Origin of the sequence: Dyadobacter sp. CY343 (assembly GCF_021390335.1) — a bacterium.
In the GTDB taxonomy this organism is placed as follows: domain Bacteria; phylum Bacteroidota; class Bacteroidia; order Cytophagales; family Spirosomataceae; genus Dyadobacter.
Genome location: NZ_JAJUXK010000010.1, coordinates 126,676 through 146,679, shown reverse-complemented (window position 1 = coordinate 146,679; position 20,004 = coordinate 126,676). Strand labels below are relative to the sequence as shown.

General features: G+C 45.8%; 17 protein-coding genes. 4 read left to right on the top strand and 13 right to left on the bottom strand.

Annotated elements, in window-relative coordinates; all coding sequences use genetic code 11:
• Positions 1 to 10 precede the first annotated feature (10 nt).
• The gene (locus LZG94_RS25560) at positions 11 to 1,423 is read right to left on the bottom strand and encodes a tyrosine-type recombinase/integrase (RefSeq protein ID WP_233794497.1); all 1,413 of its coding nucleotides are present in this window, start codon (positions 1,421 to 1,423) and stop codon (positions 11 to 13) included.
• 650 nt (positions 1,424 to 2,073) lie between these two features.
• Between LZG94_RS25560 and LZG94_RS25555 the strand changes: the two genes are divergently transcribed.
• A complete protein-coding gene (locus tag LZG94_RS25555) occupies positions 2,074 to 2,382 on the top strand; it encodes a hypothetical protein (protein ID WP_233794496.1) in 309 nt (102 codons plus the stop codon).
• Positions 2,383 to 2,699: 317 nt separating this feature from the next.
• Here LZG94_RS25555 and LZG94_RS25550 read toward each other — a convergent pair whose 3' ends face one another.
• Genes LZG94_RS25550 through LZG94_RS25540 form a run of 3 tightly spaced genes read right to left on the bottom strand, consistent with a single transcriptional unit; the run spans position 2,700 to position 6,613 of the window.
• Positions 2,700 to 4,214 carry an alpha,alpha-trehalase gene (locus LZG94_RS25550; protein ID WP_233794495.1) on the bottom strand — a complete coding sequence of 505 codons (1,515 nt, stop codon included), beginning with the start codon at positions 4,212 to 4,214 and terminating at the stop codon, positions 2,700 to 2,702.
• 56 nt (positions 4,215 to 4,270) lie between these two features.
• Positions 4,271 to 5,077, bottom strand: a complete 807-nt coding sequence (locus tag LZG94_RS25545; RefSeq protein ID WP_233794494.1) for a DUF2490 domain-containing protein — start codon at positions 5,075 to 5,077, stop codon at positions 4,271 to 4,273.
• A gap of 45 nt (positions 5,078 to 5,122) precedes the next feature.
• A complete protein-coding gene (locus tag LZG94_RS25540) occupies positions 5,123 to 6,613 on the bottom strand; it encodes a glycosyltransferase family 39 protein (protein WP_233794493.1) in 1,491 nt (496 codons plus the stop codon).
• 247 nt (positions 6,614 to 6,860) lie between these two features.
• On the opposite strand from LZG94_RS25540, the gene LZG94_RS25535 reads away from it, so the two are divergent.
• The 3 genes from LZG94_RS25535 to LZG94_RS25525 all read left to right on the top strand — a co-directional run bounded on the left by LZG94_RS25535 (position 6,861) and on the right by LZG94_RS25525 (position 10,769).
• Positions 6,861 to 8,135, top strand: coding sequence for a hypothetical protein (locus LZG94_RS25535; RefSeq protein WP_233794492.1), 1,275 nt, complete (start codon positions 6,861 to 6,863; stop codon positions 8,133 to 8,135).
• Positions 8,136 to 8,204: 69 nt separating this feature from the next.
• Positions 8,205 to 9,083 (top strand): alpha/beta hydrolase, encoded by an 879-nt coding sequence (locus LZG94_RS25530; protein ID WP_233794491.1) that lies wholly within the window; start codon positions 8,205 to 8,207, stop codon positions 9,081 to 9,083.
• Between the two features lie 138 nt (positions 9,084 to 9,221).
• A complete protein-coding gene (locus LZG94_RS25525; protein ID WP_233794490.1) occupies positions 9,222 to 10,769 on the top strand; it encodes a tail fiber domain-containing protein in 1,548 nt (515 codons plus the stop codon).
• Positions 10,770 to 10,877: 108 nt separating this feature from the next.
• On the opposite strand, the gene LZG94_RS25520 is transcribed toward LZG94_RS25525, so the two are convergent.
• The 9 genes from LZG94_RS25520 to LZG94_RS25480 all read right to left on the bottom strand — a co-directional run bounded on the left by LZG94_RS25520 (position 10,878) and on the right by LZG94_RS25480 (position 19,937).
• Entirely contained in the window at positions 10,878 to 11,804 is a 927-nt protein-coding gene (locus LZG94_RS25520) for a carbon-nitrogen hydrolase family protein (RefSeq protein WP_233794489.1), read from the bottom strand.
• Positions 11,804 to 12,406 carry a GNAT family N-acetyltransferase gene (locus tag LZG94_RS25515; protein WP_233794488.1) on the bottom strand — a complete coding sequence of 201 codons (603 nt, stop codon included), beginning with the start codon at positions 12,404 to 12,406 and terminating at the stop codon, positions 11,804 to 11,806. Before LZG94_RS25515 ends, LZG94_RS25520 begins: the two co-directional genes overlap by 1 nt.
• A complete protein-coding gene (locus tag LZG94_RS25510) occupies positions 12,406 to 12,810 on the bottom strand; it encodes a nuclear transport factor 2 family protein (protein WP_233794487.1) in 405 nt (134 codons plus the stop codon). The genes LZG94_RS25515 and LZG94_RS25510 overlap by 1 nt, the downstream gene beginning before the upstream one ends.
• Entirely contained in the window at positions 12,788 to 14,800 is a 2,013-nt protein-coding gene (locus tag LZG94_RS25505) for a glycosyltransferase family 39 protein (RefSeq protein WP_233794486.1), read from the bottom strand. The genes LZG94_RS25510 and LZG94_RS25505 overlap by 23 nt, the downstream gene beginning before the upstream one ends.
• 91 nt (positions 14,801 to 14,891) lie before the next feature.
• A complete protein-coding gene (locus LZG94_RS25500; RefSeq protein ID WP_233794485.1) occupies positions 14,892 to 15,914 on the bottom strand; it encodes an ABC transporter ATP-binding protein in 1,023 nt (340 codons plus the stop codon).
• Complete coding sequence (locus LZG94_RS25495) at positions 15,911 to 16,963, bottom strand: iron ABC transporter permease (protein ID WP_233794484.1); 1,053 nt, start codon at positions 16,961 to 16,963, stop codon at positions 15,911 to 15,913. The genes LZG94_RS25500 and LZG94_RS25495 overlap by 4 nt, the downstream gene beginning before the upstream one ends.
• Complete coding sequence (locus LZG94_RS25490; RefSeq protein WP_233794483.1) at positions 16,963 to 18,123, bottom strand: ABC transporter substrate-binding protein; 1,161 nt, start codon at positions 18,121 to 18,123, stop codon at positions 16,963 to 16,965. Before LZG94_RS25490 ends, LZG94_RS25495 begins: the two co-directional genes overlap by 1 nt.
• 18 nt (positions 18,124 to 18,141) lie before the next feature.
• Positions 18,142 to 19,413 carry an S-adenosylmethionine:tRNA ribosyltransferase-isomerase gene (locus LZG94_RS25485; protein WP_233794482.1) on the bottom strand — a complete coding sequence of 424 codons (1,272 nt, stop codon included), beginning with the start codon at positions 19,411 to 19,413 and terminating at the stop codon, positions 18,142 to 18,144.
• Between the two features lie 11 nt (positions 19,414 to 19,424).
• On the bottom strand, positions 19,425 to 19,937 hold the full coding sequence (locus LZG94_RS25480) for a hypothetical protein (RefSeq protein WP_215235978.1): 513 nt from the start codon (positions 19,935 to 19,937) through the stop codon (positions 19,425 to 19,427).
• Positions 19,938 to 20,004 lie beyond the last annotated feature (67 nt).

Genomic DNA, 20,004 nt, shown 5'->3' with positions numbered 1-20,004 from the left:
GGACCAGAAACTACAACAGCGCGCTGAGATAATTCTTAGTTTTTTCATCGTCAAAACTGCCTAAATAGCTTTCCGTCGTTGAAATTGAAGTGTGGCCGAGCGATTGGCTAATGAAAGCAAGTGGTGCTTCTGATTGGAGAAGGATCGTTGCGAAGGAATGTCTGGCGCTGTATGTATTAACGTCTCCGGTGATTTCATTAGCGGCCGCAATGTCCCTCATGTATTGATTTGTGATTTTCACCACCTGATTGATTACGGTTTTTTGTCTTTCTGGTGTCATATCGTGCTCCAAAAATGGGAAGACATAATCCTTCGGGTTTTTGCTCTTTACCCCCCAGCGTTCAATAATGTCAAAAGTTTCTTTGAATAAGGTGACCTTGATCGTGTTTTGGTTACCCCTGGTTGAGCGAGCAGTCTTTTGGCGGATAAAGGTTAATCGGTCGCCCTCTATATCCTGCCAGCGAACACGACAAATGTCATTCATGTTCATCCCATTACATAAATAGGAAAAAACCCATAGATCACGGCTTCGCTGTTCGAATCCTGGATTGCATTTATGCGCTATGATTTTTAGTACGTCATCCTTGCTGAGTGCTTTTTTGGTATTGCTGCCAGCCGGTATCATATACCTTCTCTTGCCAAAAGGGTATAACTCTCTATTCATAATGCCCGCGTCAATGGCGTCATTACAAACAGATCTGATGTGCCGGCAATAGATGCCAACGGTTGTCAGTGTAGCGGGGGATGAGCTTCCTTTTGGTCCCCTACGTTTTCGACCATGTTTGAGCATCCATTTCTCATAACTGGTCAAAAACGCTGAAGTCAGATATTCAAAGCGGAGTACAATCTCCTTTTTCTTCGCCTCGTTGATTGGGAGGGGCGGAAGGTTCAGCAATTCCTGACGTTGCTTTTCGGTGAGAGACTCGAGAAAACGTAGTAATGAGGTGGACGTTGAAGTGTAGCTTAATGCATTTCCAATCCGACCTTCCTTGTTCATGTCGTTTGCTTTCAAAGTGAGAGCCTGAATGACATTGTTTTTATCCCTGGTCTCCTTGCTAGGTTTCGATTCCTGGCCAAACATACTTACCTCATATGCGAATCGCTCAAAGCTGAAGTCGTCCTCTAGTTTGCCCACAATTGTCCTGGCTCTACCCAGATAGCTTTCGACTTCCTTGCCGGTATACTCTTCCTCATACGTACTTCCGAACAACTTGTTCCATAACTTCCTTCGGTAGTCGTTTTTTATTTGTCCGGGCATACCGGATTTGTGCTTTTTGAGAAAGTCCCAGTCCTGCTCTGAGATTTTCAGACCAGTGGTAAAAAGTCGTTGTTTCCCTTCGTGAGAAACCAACCATTTTACCACACCTTCATCACCTTTTGAAGCTCTTTTGTCGAGGAATAAATTTACCGTTGTAGCGCTCATGATTGTTGGTCATTTCGTTCTAGTTGCAATAAACTTGCAATAGTAAATTAAAAAACATCGAAAGACATCACCAAATAAATCCGAAAATTAATTTTCTAATAAATTGAAAATAAAGTAATTATATAAATATCGAAAAATAGGTGAAAACAAAAAAAGGCGTATTTTATCTGACTGTTAATCAGAGGGTCGTTGGTTCGAGCCCAACTTCGGGAGCCTGAAAATGCGGTCCGCCGCTTGGAAAGCACTTAGCATTAATTTGCTAGGTGCTTTTTTCTTTGGTCGCAATAAAAGTTGCAATAGTTATCGAATGGTTGCGCCGTTTTTTGACACTTACTCATTCTCATAAATAAGTATGGTGTCAAGCCCTCCCAAAATCCTAAAAGAGATTCGGTGAAACGGGATGGAGCCGGTTGGTTTAATAGCCACCCGGTGTCTGCCTGCGGTCGGAAATGTGATGGTTTGATATCAGTAAAGTGTCGGTGATGTAAAAAGTATCATCGACGATTACAGTGGTAGATTACAAGGTAATTTAAGCCTTTTCGATAAATCCAGCAATTTATGTTGGAATAAATATGCGATTTATCGCTGAAGTTCGCATATTTTCAGAGCTAAATAGCGAGGAAACGAAGGTAACTTATCTGTTTTAAGAGATGCAGTTAATACAAGTGTTTATTCCGATTTATGACCAGGCCGGAAGCAGGTTTGAGCAGCGTTTTTTTGACCAGTTAAAAGAAAAGTTAACTGGCCGCTTCGGCGGGGTAACGATTTACCAGCGGGCCCCGGCTACCGGCTTGTGGAAGGAAGGTAATGAAGCAGTACATGACGAAATGGTCATCTATGAAGTAATGGCGCAAGAACTGGACCTGGATTTTTGGAAATCGTATAAAGCGGATTTGGAAATGCAGTTTCAGCAACAGCAAATTTTGATCAGATCGTCGGAAATTAATGTAATTCAGTAGCAGTTCGTGCTGGATAAACGACGGGCAGCTTTCCAGGCCAGTAACCGTGTCCAGGATTTACTGGCGTAGTCCATTCCAGCGTATTGGAATGCCATGGATTTTGCGGCGCGACTTTACCTGCAAAATTGATTTGAAAAAATTCCAAAGGAAATAACTGCCCAAGGAATGTGAAAGCTGCCGTGACCAGAATGAACATGTTACAGAGGACACTGAGGTCGGCGGAAGAAAGCAGAAACTATCTGTTAGTCTCCGGCGGGATGGGCGGAAACTGTTCCAAAAGCGGTTCTTGAATACCAGTGTTTTTACTTCATATTTAACTAATCAATCATGAAAGTAAAGCTGTTGTTCCGGACTGACTTTTTATGCCCGGCCAGGCTTACGACCACTTCCATATCATTTCGAGCACCCGCGATAGTATATCTAACCTTCACCGAACCTGCTTGACTCGAAACATATACATTCAGCCGGTTACCGTCCGGCAGGAGCAATTTTTCCAACGCAATATCCTGACCGAGTAATGCTTTCGGCAGGTTTGGCTTAATGGTGATCGTTTTTGTAAATCTGTTGTATTCAATACCAAATATGTTTTCCGTCAATATCTGAATGTACTGCGCGGCGCTCCATGCGTATCTTTTTACGCCCTGGCCGCTGGCGTCGGAGGTTTTCAGAAATTCGGTGTAGTTTGAGTTGAACATCTGCACCGTTTTTAAGCTCAGCTCCGAAGCAAGGTCAAATCTTCCGCTATCTTCCAATCCTTCAATCACCACCTGGTTCCGAAGTGTCCAGATATCGCCCGACCAGGCTGGGTTTCCGTTATAGTCGCCTACCGTTTCGTTGTAAAGCGGGTCGGTTTTGGCAACGCTGGTGATTGCATTGCCTTCCCAGTTAAAATATTTGTGGTCGGTCAGCATGCGGATCATCGCGGGAATCCTGTCAGCCGGCGCGATACCGAAGCGAAGGGGATCAAATGTGTAACAGATCAGCTTATCGTCTAGCTTTTTTTCATTTACCAAATAGGCATAATATGCGCCCGTAGCCTCATTCCACATGTATTTATTAATACTTTGCTTTAATTCTTCACCAAGCCTTGCATATTTTACAACATCCGCTTTTGACCCCAATTCCTTCGCCAGACCTGCTACAACCTGACAGCCCGCCACAATTTCTACATTCAGATCCACCTGTGCGACGTCTTTCAATCTGTTTTCAAATGGCGGAAAGGATTCTTCAAATACGCCTGTGATCAGGCCGCTTTCCTTGTCGAGGCGGGCGTCGGAAAACCACCAGTCGAGGTACAGTTTGAGAGTTTTGTAAGTTTCAGCAACCAGCTTTTTGTCCCCGGAATGTTTAAGTACATCGTAAGCCGCCTCGAACAACTTGGGCAGCGAGCTGCAAGTAGGATAGTTCGGGACCTTATCATGACCGTATAGCGGTACCCGACCGTCGGGTTTCTGCACTCCCGCGAAGCCGCGGACCATATTTTCGGAAAATGTCTGGTTTACCCATTTCGTTGCCTGCAAACTGATCGAACCATCGAGTTGCCACCAGCATTGTCCATAATGCCCGCCCGGGGCGATAAATGGATATTTGAACCCAAAACCGGGATCCATCACCAGACATTCGTTCAGTACATTGAATGCATCCTGAAAATCCGCCTGCGTAATGCCCGGAAAAGTCAGAACCGGCACTACGTCGCTCCCATTCAGATTTTCCCGTTTTGGAATTGAATCTGATTTTGTAAAAGCATTGAAATTTGAAGCGGCAGCTACGTTACCGACGAAAATTGTGAAATATAAAAGAATGGAGAGGCGGTGTTTTGCAAAGAAGTTCATGGACGTTCATTTGATATTCCTTAATGAAGCCGCAGTTGAACAAAAACTAATCGGTTTTAATTTCTGCTGAAATCAAGAGAATGGTTGATATTCAGCCTGAAACCGTTATTTATTTCAAAAACCGGCCTGCCGGAAATTGGATCATTGTCCGCATGCTGGACAATCTGGTTCAGGTAATTCAGTTCAATCTGCAGTCCGTCGAAAACCTGATAACCCAGGCCAAGTGAAATGCGGTTTTGGTTAAAAACATTTTCACCTACATGCTTTCCAAAACCTATAAATATTTCATCAAAAGCATTGATATAGAACTCCCTATCGTCTATTGTTTGACCTTTTAACGCGAAACTTCCGTCGATCTGATAGCGGATCCGGTTCTGAAATGGCCACTTATCCACTTTTGAAGGATTTGTCTCGTCCAACTCCGAAACCCAGCGTTGTTCCAGCCGGAAACGGTGCGTTAATGCCAGTTTTCCGTAAGTTTCTTCTAGCGAAATATCCTGGTGCAACCGATGCTCTGGATAGGATTTCCCCAGATCGGCCTGCGGATAGGAACCGTAGGGAAAAGTTTGAAAAAAAGTGTAGCCAGCCCCAATTCTAACTTTTTCAGAAAAAATGAAATTAGCGCCGACGCGTGCCAGAGACTGCTGCCAAATCCGAACGAAATCAATGCGCCGCCACTGATACTCCGTATGCAACTCCCACTTTTCGCTCAGTTTATGATCGCCATTGTAGACAAACCAGCCAATCGCATTATGGTCGATCAGACGTTCCCGCTGTGCATTTACATTGGAAAACGACAAAAGCAGAAGCACCGTCAAAACGGGTACAGAGAATCGGGAAGAATATTTTTTGGCCAGCTCCATGTAAGTCGTTTTGAAACAATGACCGACTCAAATATCAAGCCAAAATCAGCGCCGCGCTTTTTTAATGGCCAGCGTGGCTTCATTCCCGAGGTCGAGAATCTCGTAGGAATGATTTTTTGAGATGGAATCCAGGAGATTGGTACCGCCTTTTTCGAAAAGCAGGTAATCGGTGTCGGTAGTGTCAAATGCAATCGAAAGTCTTGCATAGCGCTGATAGGCAGTGTGAATCCCCGATTCCATGCTCACTTCCTTGGGCAGATAAACCTTGGAACGCTCCGGGACCTTCGCTTTCAGCGCTTTTGCTACTTCATAATTCCTGTCGAAATCGGGGTGGCCGAGCTTGTAGACCATTAACCCGACCAGCATAACCGCAGCAGCAGGAAACAAAACTTTGGGCAAAATGCTGAATCTGTCCGCCAGCAAAAGTAAAGGCTCAATGCAGCAGGCACCGAAAAATAAGCCTACAAAAGGCAGTGCGGGCATCAGGTAATAGTCACCTTGCTTCACACTGGCAAGCATCGGAAGTATAATTGAAATACCGACCAGAATTGTCAATACGCGCACTTTTCGGGTGTCTGACGGGGCAGGAATATTGATTTTTGCAAAAAGTTTGAACAGGTAAAGTCCCCCAAGAATGAGCAAATGAGGCACGATATTCACCAGCAGCAGCATTAACAGATATAAATGGGCTGTCCACCCGGAGGTAACCCGCTCGCGCTTTTGTAAAAGCGCCGCCATCACCTGTCCCTCGAAGTAATTTTTGAGAAAGTAATTTGCCGGTTGATAAATGAGAAGCGCACCCAAGAGTATGAAAAATGTGACGGAGGTGACAACTAACCCCGACGCAGCTTTCGTGAAAAACGCCTTCCCGTAAACAAACAGGTAGATCGCCGGAAACGCCAGCGGGAAGAGCCCGACCGGACCTTTCGTGAGACAAGCCAGCATGATCATCAAACCCGCCGCCACCCAGTAATGAAATTTCATTTGCGGCGACTGCAATGCTCTTAGTTGAAAATAGCAAGACCACAAACAGAACACCGCCATTGTAGTATCCAGCAGATTGTTCGGCACGCTCCACCACACAACCCGTATTCCGTACCACATTAATACAGGAAGCCACGCTTGCTTTTGTGCCGCTATATTATTTTTAAATAACTCCCTCCAAATCAGGCTTATGAGCAGGACGCTCGCAATTAAAACGATCAGATTATAGATATTTTCAACCACCAGACTATCTCCAAAAAGGCGAAAAAGGAGTGATTCCATTCCAAACATAAGCGGCGGATGTTCGCAGAAGAAAGTACAGCGATTATAAGGAAGCCAAAAGGAATCGGCGAAATAAGGCTCCCAAAATGAGCCAAGTCCCATTGCCATATTTCGGGAAATTGCGGCGTAAGCCAGCCCGTCGACGAACAAGACGTGGTCAAAAGAGCGGGGAACGAAGGTGAGGCAGATGAAGCAGATCGCCAGCAGCCAGCCTGCTATTTTTAAGTTGAGTATCGATTTTCTCGAAACAGCCAGTTGCGTGTCGCCCATGCAGGTTCTGTTTGTTAGGATTCCCGAATATCGCTAAGTAACCGCTGACTAACAAAACCGATAAATAATTAATGTTGCACAAACGTGTTAAAGCAGTTGAAAAACAAGCAAATGGTATTAAGAAACTACTTGGCGGTATCAGATTTTGATCAAACATGTCAGGATCACGAAATCAGGAATATAGGAAGTAAGTTTTCGGATACAAATGGTTTTGGTTTTGAATGCAAATGCATTCTTACCGCCAGCCATGACAAAAAACGGAGAAGAGCAGGACTTACAAAAATGCCTAACATTGATCGAGTCGCAGCTCGGTTGGGGCAGCAGTGCAAACTGGACAAACTATGATTTCGAAAAATTAAGTGACACTTTTCACGAAAAAACGGGTGTAAGGCTAAGCGGCACTACTTTAAAGCGGATTTGGGGCAAGCTGAAATACGACAGCGCCCCTACCCTCACGACGCTCAATGCACTGGCGCGGTTTGCAGGGTATGAAGATTGGCGAATGTTCAGGCAGCGGCAGGAAAAGCTTTTTACCCAAACTGAAATTAATCTACCCGCCGAGGTTCCAGCGCCTGTTTTCACGAAAAGTAGAAACAGATTTTACTGGCTCCTGGCATTGGTCCCGCTGTTACTGGCTGGTTACGCATTGTTTTCTATTAAAGCTGCTGATAATGAGCTCGAACCAAAGTTGTTTTCCTTTAAAGCTGATAAAATAATTACGGAAGGCGTACCCAACTCTGTCGTATTTCAATATGACGCAAAAGCCGCTAGAACGGACTCGGTTTTCATTGTGCAAACCTGGGATATCCGCAGGAAAACGCTGGTCCCAAAGGACAAAAATTACCATTCTTCGATTTACTATTATCCCGGCTTTTTTAATGCGAAATTGATTGTGGATAAGCAAATCGTAAAGACGCAGGATCTGTGGATTACGACCGACGGCTGGCTGAGTCTGGCAGAAGATGAACCTTCGCCAATTTATTTCAAGAAAGAGGATTGTGTCAAAAATGACGTTTTGGAGGTGAATGAGGGCATTTTGAAAAACTATAACCTGTCGCTCCACCCGAAAGCGCCGCGGGTGCGGTTGTTCAATCAGCGGGATATGGGGGATTTGATGAGTGATAATTTTGTATTTGAAACTACTGTAAAAAACAACTTCGCGCAGGGTGCAAATGCCTGTCAGCCTATGCAGGTTTTGATCCAATGCAAAGATGACATCATCATTATTCCGCTTGCAGCGAAAGCGTGCGTGGGAGATTTGTCGCTTGCATTTTGCGGTAGTTATTTAACGAGCAAAGCGGCCGATTTATCCAAATTCGGGGCCGATCTGACGCAGTGGACAAAGCTTCGCATCGAAACGGTGAATAAGAAAGCGGGCATTTATGTGAATGGCGAAAAGGCTTATTCACTCGACTTTGAGAATCAGCCGACCGGCATCGTTGGTGTTCAGATCCGTTTCAATGGTACCGGAGCGGTGAAGGATACGTGGTTTGAGAATAAGGGAAAAGTAACACGGTTGTAAAGGTATTTAGTGAGCAGTAATCGCTGGCGGAACGATGTGCGTATGTCTTTATAAACGACACATTATCTTATGAAATCGGAAGCCAGAGTTACTTTGATTGTACTTACCATTATTGTATGCGCATTTTTACTCACGCTCTCCGCTTGCTCCCTCAGGCCCATTTCACGCTCTAAACATATTGAATATCAACCTTCTGACAAATCTGTAACTGCCCAGCACCTTAACATTTTTGCCCCTAAAAAACATAAAAAAGCCAGCGACGTGCTGCTATTCGTACATGGTGGAAACTGGAATTCGGGCAAAAAATCGCAGTACAACATCATCGGGAATCACTGGGCAAAAAAGGGCATCGTTTATGTGGTTATCGATTATCCGCTGGGCTCTGGTGTAGATTATAGCGATATGGCCCGTGCAACGGCGAATTCTGTAAAATGGGTGAAGGAAAATATCAGTCGATATGGTGGAGATCCGGAACGTATATTTCTGTCCGGGCATTCTGCGGGCGGGCATTTAGCCGCGCTTGTTTCTATTGACAATCAATATTTTGAGGATCTAAAAATTGCGAATCCGCTGGCCGGAACAATCCTCATCGATGCGGCCGGATTGGATATGTTCGGCTATTTAACAGAAGAAAAATTAGAAAAAGGGCATACTTACCTGAACACTTTCACAACCGATCCGAAGATCTGGAAGGCAGCAACGCCACTTTATCATTTGCACAAAAAAATGCCGCCGATGCTGATTTACCGCGGCGGAAAAACATATCCTTCTATCTCAAAAAGTAATGAGAAGTTTATCAAAGCTTTAAAGGAATATGCCCCAGCAACTCCCTATCGCATTCAGGAAGGAAAAAAGCACATACCGATGATCACGCAATTTTTTAACCCCTGGAACCGCAGATATTCAGAAATAATTGATTTTATGAAAAGCGTAAAAACGGGCAACTAAACATCCTGCATATATTCCCTTTAAAAATTTCAAACGGACTGCTGGATAATTACTTTCAGCATTCGATTGAAGTTTTTGCTTTAATTAGGTCTGACTCCCAATGTGGCAAGTGGAGTTTTACCATCTTAAAGCAACTTTATGAAATCCGTATCTTTATCACTTCTTATTCTACTGTCCTCCAAGTTTCTAGCCGCCCAAGCTCCGGAACAATTCAGTTTTCAGGGAGTTGCACGCGGCGCCGACGGGAATTTGGTGAAAAACGTTGTCGTCCGCCTTCGCGTGACCATTCACTCTGAGAATATTACCGGGCCAGCAGTTTACCAGGAAAACCATCGTCCGCTAACCAATGAGAACGGAATTTTCACGATCGCCATTGGAAAAGGGATTGGCAAAAGTGGAAATTTTGAAGAAATACCCTGGAAGGCGCAGGAACAATTCATACAATTGGAAATGGACCCGACCGGCGGGAATGCACTAGTGGATTTAGGAACGACGCAATTGTTGAGCGTGCCTTATGCTTTGCAGGCAAAAGCCGCGTCGCATTGGAACCACGGGCTTCCGGTTGTTCAGAGTATGGTGCTAGAACCAGGATTAGACCCGATTGCACCTGCGCCTAATGATCCAAAGCTTCAAAAATATCTTCTTCCGACAATAGGGGATGGATATAAGCTAATCTGGTACCCGATTAAAGGTGCATTCCGGGTGGGTTATTCCTCTGCTGGGAAATGGGAAGATAATTTAATGGGAAGTAATTCCTTTGCCACTGGCACAGAAACAGAGGCAAGCGGTGCAGTTAGCGCCGCCTTTGGAAGCAATACAAAAGCTCTTGGAAGTTACTCGCTGGCCACAGGATTTAATTCGGAGGCGGCAGGATATTACTCATCCAGTTTCGGAGTAAATACTGCGGCATACGGCGATATGTCCACTGCATTCGGCTATTTTACCAGGACAAAGACGAAGGCTTCCTTTGTTGCCGGATTATACAATAACTTCTCTGATCAACCTGACCCTGCGATAGACAAGGAAACCGATCGAATTTTTCAAATAGGCAATGGGTCCATTGATGCCAGAAAAAATGCATTGACAGTCCTGAGAAACGGAAATCTCGGTTTAGGAGAATTCGTACTTAAACCGACCCGCATTCTTGACATTGGCGGCAGGCCGCGTATACGTCACGACGGTGCCACTGCGGGTATTTTTTTAGATAATTCCCAAAACACCGAACGGGCATTTGTCGGCATGAAAACGGATGACGAAGTTGGGTTCTTTATGGATACCTGGCAGTTGTGGGTTAATAATCAAGGGAATGCATATTTGAGAGGGAATGTGAGCCTTACTTCTGACGCCCGCCTGAAATATAATCTGTCGCCGCTTTCGGGAAGTTTAAGAAAAGTAAATGATCTAACCGGTTATAATTACAACTGGATCGATCCTGCGCGCGATCAGTCGATGCAAACTGGTCTTGTTGCGCAGGAAGTCGAAAAGCTCTTCCCTGAGCTGGTTCAAACCGATGATAAGGGTTTCAAATCCGTGAACTACATTGGCCTTATTCCGCACCTGATCGAATCCGTTAAGCAGCTGACGAAAGAGAATGAAGCGCTCAAAACTTCTAATAGCTCGTTCGAAGGCAGATTGCAGGCGCTGGAAGCAGCGAATACAGTCAAAACTAGTGGCAACGCAAAATGACCAAATATTGGTGACAACACCAACAAAGGTAAAGGCGAAACTGCAATGTTGGTGACAACACCAACAAAGGCCGCACACCAACAAAAGCGGCAAAGCCGCAAGAAAAAATCAATTGCCCCGGGCTTCAGCCCGGGGACAAAGTTGGATTTGTTTGATCTGGATTTTTTCTGTTTCTAAGGTGCAGCTGATCTGCCGGTGGTCTTTGTGATTAAAAACTTGTCCTTCGCTCCTAACCTGCTCAATTTTTGAAAAATCGAGCTCCTGAATCAGCCAGCCTTCTTTTTGCGCGGACATTGTGGCTATAATACCTTCTTCCGGCAGATCTGTATCTGGTGTTGAATAAAAGGCTGCGAAACCGTAATTGATATCAACCGCAGGCGACCACGCTGCATCCCCGACCGTTTGAGAAACGACGGTATAGATTTGATTTTCCAATGCGCGAGCCCGGGCACCGATATGTACGCGGGATGCACCGCGGATCGTTTCCGTGCAGCTGGGCGCTAAAATCAGTGTTGCCCCGGCTTCGCTTAATATTTGAGAGCCTATCGCAAATTCGACGTCATAGCAGATTTGAATACCAAATTTCCCCCAATCAGCTTCGAAAACTGTCAGTTTCTTGGGTGCACTTTCAATACCCCATTCCTCATTTTCAAAACGGGTCATGAAAAACTTATCCTGATAACCTGCAAATCCATTCTTAGAGAAAACATACGCGCGGTTCACATTCAAGCCATTTTCGATAACCGGGATCGTGGGGGCAACAATAGTCACTTTATGTTGCTTTGCAAGATCTTCGAATACGGCGCAAAACTCACTTTTGATAGCATCTAATGAAAAGACCTGTTTTCTGACATCGTTCCTGATATCTTCCGAAAATATGCTCATAAGCTCCATGGCACCATATTCGGGAAAAAGCAGCAGCTGTGCACCTTTTGCGACAGCTTCCGTAACCCAGCTTGTGATATGTAGTTTCCACGCCGAAACATCTGCGTGTTCCGTGATCGGATATTGCGCCGAGGCGATCGTTACTTTCATTAACTATTCTCTAAACTCTTTACCCAAAATGTCATTTTCTTTACAGTTTGCTCGCTCTCACCAATGTCGAGCCACTGCATATTACTTTGAAGCCCAGGCTCCTTCCTATAACCTCGTTTCAACCAAAATGCATCATTCGGGCGATATTCCGCCGCTTTTAAAGGGTGACCGGCTTCCCTTTCGACAGCGCAAAAACATGCGATATGAAAGCTTCCGAAGCTGCGCGCATGGGCTTCTCTTTCATCAAAAAACCGGTGACCCAGCCCAAGACCTCTGTATTCTTTTAACAGAATGCTCTCGCCAAAATAGAATACTTTTTCCACGTCATAATCCGCATCCATGAAAGGTTTGCGCACTTCTTCCGTTTCGTCCGACAACGGAATGCAAGTTGTGGCGCCTACCATTTCGTCACCATCGTAGACTGCAAAAAGCAACGATTTTTCAGACTGGGAATATATTTTCAGATATTCCATTTCATAGTCCAGTGAACCTTCGTACAGATACGGAAAATCGTGAAAGACCGCAATGCGCAACTTCCCCAGATCTTCAAAAACCGACTCGATCTCCGCCCCCTTTTTCCAGATAAATGTCAGATTTCTCATTACTTTTTCGAAACCAGGTCAATCCAGTGCGGCAGATTGTAGTAGGTAGTCACCCGGCTTATTTTCCCCGCCTTAACTTCCAGGAATGCCGCGGCGGGAAGTACATAAGTTTGCCCGTAAGCTTCCGGAAAGCCTTCTTCGCCTTTTTTGTAAATTCCATTGACCACAAATTCGGCCGCTACCCGCGTTCCGGACTTTTCGGTGAAGAAGACGATTTCAGTCAGCGTCTCTTCATAAGCAGTGTCCATATCGCCTAAAAACGCTGTAAACTTTTCGATCCCGATCCGAACCTCTCCCTGGTTTGGCTCGTGGCGAATTTCAGGGTCGAGCAGCGCGAGCATTCCTTTCCAGTCTTTATTATTAAACCGATCGTAATACAGTTCAACGGTTTCCAGTGCTGTCATTTTCAAATTCGTTTTGAGGTATATAAATCCATTTATCGCGCGCGCGAAATCCTACTTTATAGCTTCTTCCATGACAGGCAAACTGCTCACCTTCAAATCGTTCTGCAAGAATGACGTCAGGTTGAAATTCGGATTTCTCCAAAGCATTCGAAGGATTCCGCACCATCACGTGCTCAAAAATACGGCCTTCCTTTTGCAATGAATACTGAAATGCGTAATCATAACTCGCCTCTGTAAATACAAATCCTATTTTCTGCGGGTTCCTTGCATTGATATATCGGGTAAGTGCCTCCGTTTCCGGAAGGAAGTCTCCCCAGATTATTTTCTCCGGTTTAGCAAAAAGGACACTTTCCTGCATGAGATTAAGGTTTTGATTACCGACCTGCATATTCAAATGCAGAGCAGTATTGATTTTGGGAAAAATGTCCTCAAAAAACCATTTCGTTGAAAGAAGCGGATGTGTCGAACTCAGCAATGCAAACGGCAGCGCGGAAAGCCAGAGAAAAATGATCAGAATTCGGGACAAAACGAAGGACAATACCGATCCGTAAACCAGTCCGATTACCGGGGATATCAATATAAAAAAACCGATGTGCAGCCGCGAACCGTAAATCTGGTAGCCTATAAATGAGCAAAAAGCGAAGAAACTTAGAAAAGCGAGTCCGGTAAACCATTTCGCTTCCTTAGAAAGCCGGGCAAGGAACAGCAGCGGAATGCTCAGCAGGACAAGCCACATCCCGAAGAAATTATGCGCAAAATCCTCATTGAAATTCAGCTTATTCATTTTAAAGGGCATTCCGGTCGCAGGTTTGTCAATCGGAACGCCGATGGTTTCGTGCAGACTGAGCAACTGCGATTCCATAAAATGGTTGTACGCATTACCAGGGGATACAAATCCGAGATGAAGAAAAATATGCTTTGAAAGTAATGAAGTCAGGTCGGCCGCACTCCGGATATCTGCCCGGTTACCGTTGCTCATAGTGCCCACCGGCGATTCAAATATTTCATAGGTACGCAGCCAGAACGGGGCGTTCAGCAGCAGCACGATCATCACGATACCCCCCATAGAAAAAGCCAGCGCTTTCCAGTAAATCGGCCTGATCAGCAGGAAAATCAAAAAATAGAAACCAAAAGGCAGCACGTAGAACACAAAAGTACCTTTCGTCATCAGCCCCAGGGCGACCGTGAGGGCGATCAGGAAGAAAGCAATGTATTTGCGGTTGATCGTAAAATCGAAAACATACAAAGCGGTGGCTGCGATCAGGAACCCGACGATGAGATCGTTTTGGGTAGTCATAGATTCCAGCACAACGATCGGCAGCGTGGCTGCAAAGCATAGTGCGATCCGCAGAGCGCGGTCACTGCCCGAAAGCAGCAATACGATGATGGAAATGCATATTAAAATACCCGCCAGACAAAGCCACTGCACCAGCTGAAAATAGCGGTTACCGCCCGAAAGCAGGTAAGTATGCAAATGCACATATTCAGAAAATGGGCTGAATGAGATAGCACGCTCAATATGAGACGCATAGTGCTCTACATTTCCATTTTGAACCCAATAAACAAGTCTGCTCAAATGATAGCTAAACGAGTCCAGGTTATTGGGAGTGGCGACAATGGCGACGATTAATGTACAGGTTAATATCGATGCCAATGCAAAAACGGTAAGTGGACCCAGCTTTTTGTAAAAAGCTTTGGAAGAAACGAGCCAGTCTCCCATGATCGTTCGCAAATTGGTCCGGTGCTTTTTTTGGAGGCGGGCTGAAATGCCGATCAGAGTGACATTCAATAGCAGCCACACCGCGTCGATCGCAATGGCGTTGATTTGATTGAATGCGCTGAGCAATTCGGTACTGGCGGCAATAAAAAAGAACAAAAATATCCCGGAAGCCAGCAGCGAGCGCCGGAACGACTGGGGCGAGCCTTTGAAAAAAGCCAGATAGCAACAGGCTGAACAAAGCCACATCGCCAGCGGAATCAAAAAAATCATGTGGAAGGTAAGGTACTGTTTGACTAGTATGTACCAAAACTAGTTAATAAGACGAAAAGAACAGCAGTAAGTCACCGCCTCTCTATTTCTTTTAATTATTAAGTTTAATAAAATGCAAAAGCGCTGCGATGGAGTGCAGCTTTACCAGTCGGTTTTCAAAAAAAACTTCCCACATATCTTCTCCCCGGTGATCTTCTGACGCGTTGATTCTGAATCTCGCGGTTTCACTTTTTTCTATCCTTATACCTTGTCTTCGAAATGCTTTTTTAGTCCAGAATACCTGTTTTTCATTTCCTGACAAATCTATTAAATACGATTGCGCCTGCCGCTCGATGACGAATCCGCCCGATAGTGCATCGAACAATATCCCGTTTTTGTTGAAAGCAGATTCGAAAGAACCGTTTAGTATCAAATCCTCCGGCACGCCTGTCACCAGCGGCTTTCCCGGCTCCATTAACCAAAGCTGGTCAGCTGTTTGCAGAGCAAGGTCGAGTTCGTGGGTACTTAGTAAAATGGCTTTTTGCGTTTCGTCGGCGAGGTAATGCAGTAATTTCATCAGCTCTATCCTGCTCGGCAAATCCAGATGTGCCGTGGGCTCGTCGAGCATGATCACGCCGGTATCCTGCGCCAGCGCCCTGGCGAGCATTACTTTCTGGCGCTCACCATCGCTGAGCTGGTTCATGTGCCGGTCGAGCAGCTGGCCGGTCCCGGTAAATGCAATTGCTTCACTGACTTTTCCCAGATCTTTTTCGCTCAGTTTTCCAAGCCAGCCCGTATAAGGCGTGCGACCCAATGCGATCACTTCCGCAGCGGTCAGGTTACCGGTTTCGAGTCTTTCTGTTAAAACGAGACTAAGTTTCGTTGCTAATTCCTGCGGTTTCAGCGCAGTTAGCGGCTGATTATCAAGAATAACTTCTCCGGAAAGCGCAGGCTGCAACCCAGCCAGTGTGCGCATTAATGTAGATTTCCCCGAACCATTCGCACCCAGCAGACAGACTAGCTGACCTGCATACAAATTGAGATCAAGATGAGTGGCTATAACTTTTTCACTTTTCCTGGAACGATAGCCGATCGAAAGGCCGGTGGTTTCCAGCACAGGTTGCAGCCCTTTCATGAGAATGAAGAACGAAGGTTATTACTGCGCAAAATTACCCAGATCACCACAGGAGCGCCCAAAAATGAAGTTACTACATTGATCGGGATCACGGATTGTGTACCGGGCAGCTGCGCCACGATATCGCAAAAGAGCATTAATAACGTCCCTGTCAGGCAGGTTGCGGGAATGAGAATGCGGTGGTTGGAGGTTTGTAGTAATGATCTCGTCAAATGCGGGATCGCAATGCCGATAAAACCGATAGGCCCGCAAAATGCTGTGATACTGCCGGTTAACAGACTGGTACTGATCATGATCAGCAGGCGTGTGCGGCTGATACTGAGTCCCATGCTTCTTGCGTAATTCTCTCCCAAAAGCAATGCATTCAGGGATTTGGAGGAAATAAATGCGATTGCGAGACCAAACAAAACCACCGCCGCCAATGCGAATAAATGATATTGCGTAACGCCGCCCAGCGAGCCGAAAGTCCACATAATGTACTCCTGCAACTGCTCCGGCTGACTGATATATTGCCAGATACTGATCACAGAAAGCGTAATGGTACCGATCATCACGCCCACAATCAGCAGTACCACATTGTCTTTCACCCTGCCTGCGATCAATAGGATCAGCGATAAAACGAACCCTGAGCCCAGCGAGGCCATTAATATCACGAGCCAGCTGCCTGAAATTCCCAGCTCGCGGATCGCGTACATCCCTGCGCTGCTTCCGCCCGCCAACATGACCGACGCCACACCGAGCCCGGCACCGGCGGTAATACCTAGTTCAGAAGGTCCCGCGAGCGGGTTACGGAACAGAGTTTGCATTTGTAAACCGCTCACAGACAAACCACATCCTGCGAGTACCGCCGTAATAGCCTTCGGGATCCGTATTTTTTCAACAATAAATAACCAGGCGGTATTTTCGGATTTTTGAAAAACGACAATGTTGAATACCTCTTTAAATGGTATTGCCACTGATCCCGACATGATATCCAGTGCAAACAAGGCGACCGTAAGTATTCCCAGGCCGGTCAGCAGCAACCCTTGTCTGTTTGCACGTGCGTTCATTAAGGCAGTTGTTTGTAGTAAACCAATTGATGCTCAGGCAGGAGCTCGGGGTGAAATATACGGATCAAATCGGCAAGTACCTTGTGCGGGTTGATAGTACCAGATTCAAAAAAATCGTTCGAACCCTGTGCATTCACGCGATTATTGTAGCTGTACATTTTCCCGCTTTTGTAAGCTTTGAAATCGGCATATCTTGAATCCATCGCCAGAACACTTTTGCGCGTATCACTTTTATCAAAACCAACATTCACCCAATATTCAGCATTCAATGCAAAGGGATATACGGATTCGAAATTCAGCGACAAGCTTCCGCCGCCTTTTGTGCCGCCCCAATGATAATCCGCGCCGGCATCTTTCAGAAATTGCGCCATATAGTTTTCCCCATTTGGCAAAAACCAGACGTCTTTTGTATTCAACCCTGAAATCACAGCAGGCTTTGACTTAGCAGAAGCTGCAAGCGCCGACAGATTTTTATATTCCTTTTCAATTGCATCAAACTTCTCGTTCACAAGTTTCTCCTTGTTCAGCAACGCAGCAGCGATCTTCACCCATTCCATTCTTGCGAGCGGCGTTGTTTCAATCCACTCAGAGTTGGCCAAAACCGGTATTCCGGCTTGTTTCAATATTGCATAACTATCCTTTTTTGCACCCGGCGTACCAATTGTCATCACCAGGTCAGGGTGCATTTCCACAAGTTTTTCCTGGTTCAAACCATTATCCCGCCCCACTTCCGCGACTTTACCTGCTTTGATCATTGCATTCACGGCGGGTGAATATACGTATTGCAGACTACCAAGCCCGGTCAGTGTATTTTCAGCTTCCAGAAATTCCAGCAGCCCAATATGCATCGACGACATTGCTACCATGCTTTTTAGCGGGATCTCGATTACCTGCGCGTCGGGAAATTCTTCCGGGCGAGTGGCCCCTTTTTCGAGCAGGATATATTGATCTTGGCGGGCGCTTGAGTCTGTATTTTTAATGCTGACAATTTTATACCGATCAAAATACCGGATCGAAAAACCTTTCGCGTGGCGAACGCTTGTTGTGTCGGCGAAGCTCGTTTTGGCTTGTTTTTCCTGCTGTTTTTCCTGTGAAGCTTTGTCCGTATTACATCCCTGCAATAACCAGAAAATCAGTAGAAGCGGGAGTAGTTCTCTCATAGTTTGATATCTAAATATCTATTTTTCAGCATTTTGACCCCACAATAAAGAAGAGTCGCCGTAACTCAAGAAGCGGTAGTTATTCTCAAATGCTTCTGTGTAAATGTCCTTCCAATCTTCCCCTACAAAAGCGGCTACGAGTAAAATAAGCGTCGATCCCGGCTGGTGAAAATTGGTGACAAGCCCTTTGCAAAGCTGAAAATGATAACCCGGAAAAATAAATATCTCCGTTTCACCGATCAGCTGTTCCATAGAGTTCGCATCCATAAAACGCGCCACCTCCGCAAGTGCTTCCGAGGATGTGGGGAGTGTATTTTGAGACGAATAGTAAGGATACAGTTTCTCAATCCGGAACTCGCCAGTTTCTTTTCTAAACAACTTTACACCAAACCAGTACAAACTTTCCAGCGACCGCAGCGAAGTAGTGCCCACAGGAACGATCGTTTCCGGCGACGCGCGCAATTCATTAATCAGTTGTCTTGAAAAAACGACCTGCTCGGAGTGCATCTGATGCGCCGTAACCGACTCCACTTTAATCGGGAGAAAAGTGCCGGCTCCCACGTGCAGCGTCAGAAATGAGCGGCGGATACCTTTTGCTTCCAGTTCTTCAAAAACACGATCTGTGAAATGCAGGCCGGCGGTAGGTGCCGCAACTGCGCCATCGTGATGCGCGTAAACGGTCTGGTAAGTCTGCTTGTCAGCCTCCTCAGTGTCGCGGTTCAGGTAGGGCGGCAAAGGTATTTCGCCCAGTGCTTTTATAATTTCGAGAAATGTAAAATCTGCATTCCAGCTCAGCTGAACGTGATTTTTAACATAATCCACATAAGAAACTTCCAGCGTAACTTCCTGCGTACCGACCTCGACACACGTTTTCAGGCTTTCGCCAATCTTCCACCGCTTCTTGTTTCCGATCATACATTCCCAAACGCATTGCTCCTTCACGAGCATTGCATCCTGAATCACGCGGGTTGGAAACTCGGGATGCAACAGCAGAATTTCGATCACTGCGCCGGTCGGTTTTTGAAAATAGGCCCGCGCAGGAATTACTTTGGTATTGTTGAAAACGAGTAAGGTATTGGCGGGAAGCTGTGCCGGTAAATCGGTGAATTGCCTGTGAGCTATATTCCCATTTCGATAAACAAGCAGCTTGGACTGGTCGCGCACTTCAAGCGGATAATGCGCGATTCGTTCGTTTGGGAGGTCATAAACGTAATCTTCGAGTTTTATCGCCTCTGCCTCCCGAAGCCAGCCGGCCTGCGTTATTTCGGGTGTCCCATTCTCATTTTCCATACCGCCAGATTTTACAGCTTATCCTCAGGAACAGGCGGCCGGAGCAGGCGCAAAGGCAACAGGAAGACAGCTACTATTAGAACGATCCCTGCGTAATACACCCAAGAAAAGTCGAAAACATCCAGCTTGTATTGCGTGCTATTAATGGTCGCCAATGCAAAAAGGCTGAATCCCATGATGGTATTGATCACCGCTACCAGGAAGTAGATCCAGTTGATAAGGTGCTCGTTCAGCTCGGGACGGTTCTGCGCCCAGGCTTTTCTGTTCGGGATAGGGAGGTGCATCGGGTCTACATTGGAAATATGTCTGGCAAATGCGGCGATCACCACATTGTTCAGCAAAAAGAGACCCATAATGATGTAAAAAATATGTTCTTTACTCACATACCGTTCCGCAAGACCGGTATTGGCAAAGTCTACTGCGACCATTTCGGGGAATAGTGAATAGGTCCAGACCAGCGCTCCGACCACAAACAATATGGACATCCAGCGCCAGATTTTTATTGCAAATGTTGTAATTTTCATGAATTCTTCAACCTTCCGGAGGTTTTCGCCAAATTAAAATCAGGGTGCAAAATTAGGGCGGGGACTT